Raw genomic sequence first — 6,544 nt, 5'->3', positions numbered from 1 at the left:
GAAAATAGAGCAATTACCCCTATTGAACCCGGTCGAAAGACAGCAATTACTATCACCAGAAAATAATTGGGTGAGAGAAATTGGGGTGAATCAATGCGTTCATCAATTGTTTGAGGAGCAGGTGGCGCGTACTCCGGATGCTATAGCAGTGGTACTTGGAGATCAACAACTGACTTATCGACTGTTGAATGAGCGAGCTAATCAGTTAGCTCATTATTTACAGCGTTTGGCAATCGGATTAGATGGGCGAGTGGGTGTATTAATAGAACCCTCAATCGAAATGGTAGTAGGAGTGTTGGGAATTCTTAAAGCAGGCGCAACTTATGTCCCGATTGAGCCGAGCGAACCCGTTCATCAAGTCGCCGCTCTTTTGCAGGAAGCAAAGATTCCCGTACTCTTGACTCAACAAAAATATCGAGGTCGTTGCTCAGAACATAATATCTTGGCGATCTCGCTAGACTCAGATTGGGGCGCAATTGCTCAACAAAACCGACAAAATCCAGAGGTTGTTATTACTCCCGAAAAACCAGCTTATGTAATTTACTCAGTTGGTCAAAGTATCTTGGTAGAACATCAAGCCGTGAGTTCTCGTCTCTATTGGCTGCAACGTCAAGTTTCTCTGTCTCCAGGAGAGACGGTATTACAACAAGCTTCCTTAGTTCAGGAAAGTGCAGTACGGGAGCTATTTTTGCCGTTGGGGGTTGGAGGGTGTGTAGTCATCTTACCTCCCCAAGAATTTGACAATCCTAAAGCTTGGCAACAGCTTATTACTCAACAAAAAATTAGCATCGTTAACTTCTTGCCTTCACAATTATCAACGTTCCTTGCTTACTTAAACCAGGAAACGGCGAGTCAACTCTCTCATTTACGTTGGCTGTTATGCTCAGGAGAGCCACTATACCAGTCGGACGTAGAAGTCTGCCATCAACTCTTAAATTGCTCTTTGCTATATCTATATAATCTGCCAGAAATAGCTGCCGAGGTGAGTTTTTGGCTTTGTCAATCAGGTCAGAACACAGAAGTTGTAACCGCAGGCTTCCCTACTTATTTTTCAGTCTACGTCTTAGATCTCAATGGAGAACCAGTCCCGCCAATTGTTAAAGGAGAGATTTATATCGGTGGTTTCCATTTACCTAAGAATCCCCCCTTACAGGAAGAACAACAAATACCAGCAGTTGGCTTTATCAAACATCCTCAACTGGGTTGGTTATTCAAGACAGGGGAGTGGGGGCGTCGTCGATTTGACGGTTCTTTGGAATTACTGGGCTTCTTAGAAAGAAGGGCATGGGTCAAAGGATATCGTTTAGAACTGCAGGAGATAGAACGAGTTTTATTAACCACTGCTGGAGTTAAAGATTGCCATGTCATGATGCGGCAAAGAGATCTAGTAGCTTATGTGGTTGCTTCCGAGTCTTTCTCCCCTGCATTGCTTCATTCCCATTTACAATCTCAGTTGCCGATCTACAGGATACCGTATGCCTATGTACCAGTATCTAACTTGCCATTCACTGCTAACGGACAAGTAGATGAACAAGCTCTAGCCAGTTTGGAAGTGATTGATTCTCAATTAGTGGAAGATTGGGAACAAAAGTTACGATCGCTGCCCGAAATCGAGCAAGTCGCTGTACTCGTTCAGGAGAATCAGGGTTGTTCACCTCCACGATTACACCTATCAGATTTACTGCCCGATACTACTTTGACTGGAACTTTTTTCCATCCCCAAGTTAATAGCAGATCGGACATAGAAATCATTCCCCCACCTGTGAATCTTGAATCTACAGTGCCAGCGATGAGTGATGGGGGTCAATTGACTATACCAGAAGCAACACCTAAAACTTTAATAGAGGCATTGCTTCAAACTGCAACTCGACATCCGAAAAAAGGGATCGTTTATATTCTCTGTAATGGAGAAGAAGTTTACCAAACTTACGGGAGCTTATTAGAAGAAGCTCAATGTATTTTAAATGGCTTACACCATCAAGGTTTAAAAGCAGGAGATAAAATTCTACTGCAAATAGAATCCTTACGCGATTACTTTTCAGCATTATGGGGATGCATTCTCGGTGGTATTCAACCTGTTACCGTAGCAGTAGCAGGTAGTTATCAAGAGAAAAATGCGGTGGTTAAAAAATTGTACGAGACCTGGAAATTATTGGATTGCCCGCCTATATTAGCAAGCGAATCTTTGAGAGAGCCATTGCAAAATCTCAGCAAGTTGTTATCCATCTCAGGATGGCAAGTGATATTGCTAGAGCAAATGAGAGATTATTCCCCTACTTCCAGATTTCATCACAGTTTGCCGGAAGATGTGGCATTTATACAATTAACTTCAGGCAGCACAGGTATTCCAAAATTAATTCAAGAAACACACAAAGGAATTGTTACTCATATCCATGCTGTTCAACAATTCAATGGATATAGTTCAGAAAATATTAGTCTGAACTGGCTGCCTGTAGATCACGTTGTGCCATTGCTGACTTGTCATTTCAAAGATACTTATTTGGGTTGTCAGCAAATAGAGGTAGCCACTAATGTAGTCTTAGCAAACCCCCTAAAGTGGTTAGATTTAATCGAAAAATATCAGGTTTCTCACACTTGGTCACCTAATTTTGGATTTCAATTAGCGAGGGATGCCCTCACTAAAAATATTCACAAAACTTGGGTTCTTTCTTCCATAAAATTCTTTATGAATGCAGGAGAACAGGTAACTCCCAAAGTCGTGCAGGAATTTCTCAAGCGGGTGGCTCCGTTTGGAGTGCCTTCTCAAGCTATGCAACCCGCCTATGGCATGGCAGAGTTATGCACCTGTATTACTTATCAAAATCAATTTGATCGTGAAACCTGTATCCATCGTATTCAAAAATATTCTCTTGACAGTCAACTGGTAAAAGCAGAAGCGACTGAAACTGATGCGATCGAATTTACTGACCTGGGGCGACCATTGCCAGGAGTCGCAATCCGAATTGTAGACACCAATAACCAACTTTTACCCGAAGGGATGATTGGTCAGTTGCAAATTAAAGGTGAGATCGTTACTCCAGGTTATCTGAATAATCAAGCGGCTAACTCTGAAGCATTCGTAAGAGAGGGTTGGTTTAATACAGGAGATCTAGGCTTTATCAAAGAGGGTCGGCTAGTCTTAACGGGTCGCAAGAAGGAAATTATTATTATTAACGGCATTAATTACTATTGCTATGAAATTGAGGAGATTGTTAATCAGATTGAGGGAGTAGAACCTACTTATGTTGGTGCTATTGGTCTAAATAATCCAGAAACGGGAACAGAAGGGCTGGTCGTCTTCTTTACCCCCAAAAAGTTCCAACTAGAAAGCTACATCAACCCGCTCAAAAATATTCAAAGAGAAATATCACGTCAGCTCGGAATTGAACCCCTTTATGTCATTCCAATATCTCGTGAAGAATTTCCTAAAACCACCAGTGGTAAAATTCAGCGAATGCAACTCAAAAAGATGTTGGAGTCTGGCAATTTTAAAGATGCGATCAAAACGATTGATATTCATTTAGAACGCGCCAACACGATTCCTGATTGGTTTTACCAAAAAAAATGGTGCAAGCAGCAAGCTAAAACTAATGTTTTCTTGAATGCCTGGGGTGCAACTTTAGTTTTCATGGACTCGTTAGGGTTAGGAAAATCAGTTTGTCAGCAATTGGAATTTCATCATCAGATCTGTATTCAAGTAGAAGCAGGGAATAGTTTTAGCGAAATTAGTCCTAAGCATTATGTGCTAAATCTTGGAGACAAACTGCACTATCAACGCTTATTAACAGTATTAGCAAGTCATAAAATAGTAGTTGAAAATATTCTCCACTTATGTAACTATGAGGAGTACGGGGAAATTTCACACCCATATCTGCTTGAATCGGCTCAACAACAGGGACTATACAGCTTACTATTTTTAGTGCAAGCCCTAGAGGAACAACAGGGTCCAGAGTCTCCTATTCAGTTACTATTTGTTGCTAGCCATAGCCAAGCTCTTGCATCAACTGACTCGATCGCTTATGAGAAAGCTACAGTGTTGGGCTTACTCAAAACTATTACCCAGGAACTCCCTTGGATGAGGTGTCGCCACATCGATTTACCTATAGCTGAACATGAGTTGAATGCAGCGTATTTGCTACAAGAACTTTGTGTTCTTTCTCAAGAGTGGGAAGTTGCTTATCGAGAGAAAAATAGGTTTGTTTCTCGTTTAGAAAAAGTTGATTTTGAGCATGAAAGCAAACAAGATATACCTTTTAAAAAAGGTCAAATTTATTTAATTACGGGTGGACTGGGAGGCATCGGGTTTGAGATTGCTAAGTACCTACTGGAAAATTACCAGGCTCGGTTGCTGTTGGTCGGTCGGACTCCTCTACCCAAAAAAAGCACTTGGGAGACTGAACTAGGGTGTGAAGATCAAGTCTCGAAGAAAATTCGCTCTTACCAGCAATTGCAGCAATTACCAGGAGCGGTGATTTATGAAGCTGTAGATATCTGCGATGAAGCACAGTTAAAGTCGGTGGTCACAAAGACGATCTCCAAACTGGGTGGACAACTTGATGGGATCATCCATCTAGCGGGAATTTTTCAGGAGAAACTCTTGAGATCGGAAACTCCGGAGTCTGTCGCCAGAGTGCTTCGTCCTAAAGTAATAGGGACTTGGGTGTTGCATCAACTGATCAAAGATAATCCAAACGGTTTCTTGATCAACTTCTCTTCAGTCAATAGTTTCTTTGGTGGTACATCAGTTGGTGCTTACGCTGCCGCCAATAGTTTTATCGAAACTTTTTGTGCTTACCAAAGAAACCACAGTCTCTTACAAAGCTATTGCTTAACCTGGAGTATGTGGAATGAGACTGGCATGAGCCAAGGCTATCAAATGCAGGAATTTAGCCGTGCCAAAGGTTACTTCGCGATTGCTCCTACAGAGGGGATCAACTCCTTATTAGTTGCACTCTCTCATCGTCAGAGGAGTGTGCTGATCGGTCTAGACGGCAATCAGCCAAATGTTAGATACTTTACATCAAATTTGCAAGCTTTGCAGCATTTAACTGCTTATGTGACTCCTAAAACTAAAGCATTGTCTGTCAGCCCATCCCATAGTTTGCAGGTGCGCGATCGCTTTGGTACAATCAGTAGCTGCCACTGGTATCAACTGGCAGAAATGCCTCTAACTGAGACTGGAGAAATCGATCGAGAGCAACTGGTTAGCATTGATGCAAGTCGTCAGAGTATTGCTGAACAGACAAGACCACGCAATGAACTGGAGAGTCAGTTAGTAGAAATTTTTCAGGAACTGCTAAGTGTTTCAAAAGTAAGTATACACGACAACTTTTTTGCACTGGGTGGCAATTCCTTGCGGGCGACCCAATTAGTTTCCCGCTTGCAGCAAATATTCAATTTTGAAGTCCCAGTTAGGACATTATTTGAGAGTCCTACAGTGGCAAAATTAAGTGATAGCCTGGAAACTATCCGTGAAAGTAGCAATTTGTATTTAAGACAAAAGCTACAAGAATTACCTAAGGATAAAGTCAAGAAAAGGGAAAGAATAGAGCTATGAAAATAAAAGCATTTTTGTCGGATTTAGCAAGTAAAGATATAAAGCTATCGGTTGAGAATGGAAGGTTATTGTGTGACGCTACCGAAGGGATTTTAACAGCAGATATACGGAGTAAATTGGCTGAGTTTAAGGAAGAAATTATCAATTTTTTACAAAAAGCCAATTCAGATTTTAATTTTTATCTTCAGCCAATTGTCCCAGTGCCAAGAAATGAGCAACCGTTACCCTCATCCTTTGCTCAAGAACGACTATGGTTCTTGGACCAGCTAGAAGAAAAAAGTGCGACATACAATGTCCCTAAAGCAGTCAGAATGACTGGGGATCTGAATGTCTCAGCCCTCAAGCAAGCGATCGCTAAAATTATTGACCGCCATGAAGTCTTACGCACCCACTTTCCATCAGTTGATGGTAAACCGATACAGGTAATTGAGCCTGAAGCTACGTTACAAATTGTGGAGATGGATTGGCAGCACTTGCCACAACAAGAGCAGGATCTGCAAGTACAAAATTACATTCAACAAGAAGTTCATACTCCCTTTGACCTGTCTCAAGGCCCCCTATTGCGGGTCACTTTATTGCAACTGACACCTCAAGAGTCGGTGCTGCTAATTACCCTGCACCATATTATCTCTGATGGTTGGTCACTTGCAGTATTCGTCCAAGAGCTATTTGCCCTCTATCAAGCCTATAGTCAGGGAAAACCAAGTCCCTTACCTGAGTTATCTGTACAGTACGCTGATTTTGCCCTTTGGCAGCGGCAGTGGTTGACTGGAGAAGTGCAACACAAGCAACTGCAATATTGGCAAAAACAGTTAACGGGAGCGCCCTATTTGTTGGCATTGCCCTGCGATCGCCCTCGCCCACCCGTGCAGACTTATCGCGGACACACTCAGACTTTTGCACTCGATCAGCAGTTGACGCAACAATTGGAAAAGCTGAGTGAAGACAATGGCAGTACCCTATTTATGACCCTGCTGGCAGCGTTTG

Annotated in this window: 2 protein-coding genes; both read left to right on the top strand. The window is 42.1% G+C overall.

The features are described from left to right. Positions 1–22 precede the first annotated feature (22 nt). Positions 23–5,557, top strand: coding sequence for an SDR family NAD(P)-dependent oxidoreductase (locus ACE1CM_RS25425; protein ID WP_374881561.1), 5,535 nt, complete (start codon positions 23–25; stop codon positions 5,555–5,557). Next, a partial coding sequence (locus tag ACE1CM_RS25420; RefSeq protein ID WP_374881558.1) for a condensation domain-containing protein occupies positions 5,554–6,544 on the top strand: 991 nt, incomplete at its 3' end. The genes ACE1CM_RS25425 and ACE1CM_RS25420, both read left to right, overlap by 4 nt.

The sequence above is a fragment of the Microseira sp. BLCC-F43 genome, from assembly GCF_041929235.1.
In the GTDB taxonomy this organism is placed as follows: domain Bacteria; phylum Cyanobacteriota; class Cyanobacteriia; order Cyanobacteriales; family Aerosakkonemataceae; genus Microseira.
Note: the sequence above shows the minus strand (reverse complement) of the source record. Positions and strands in the feature narration are given on the sequence as shown.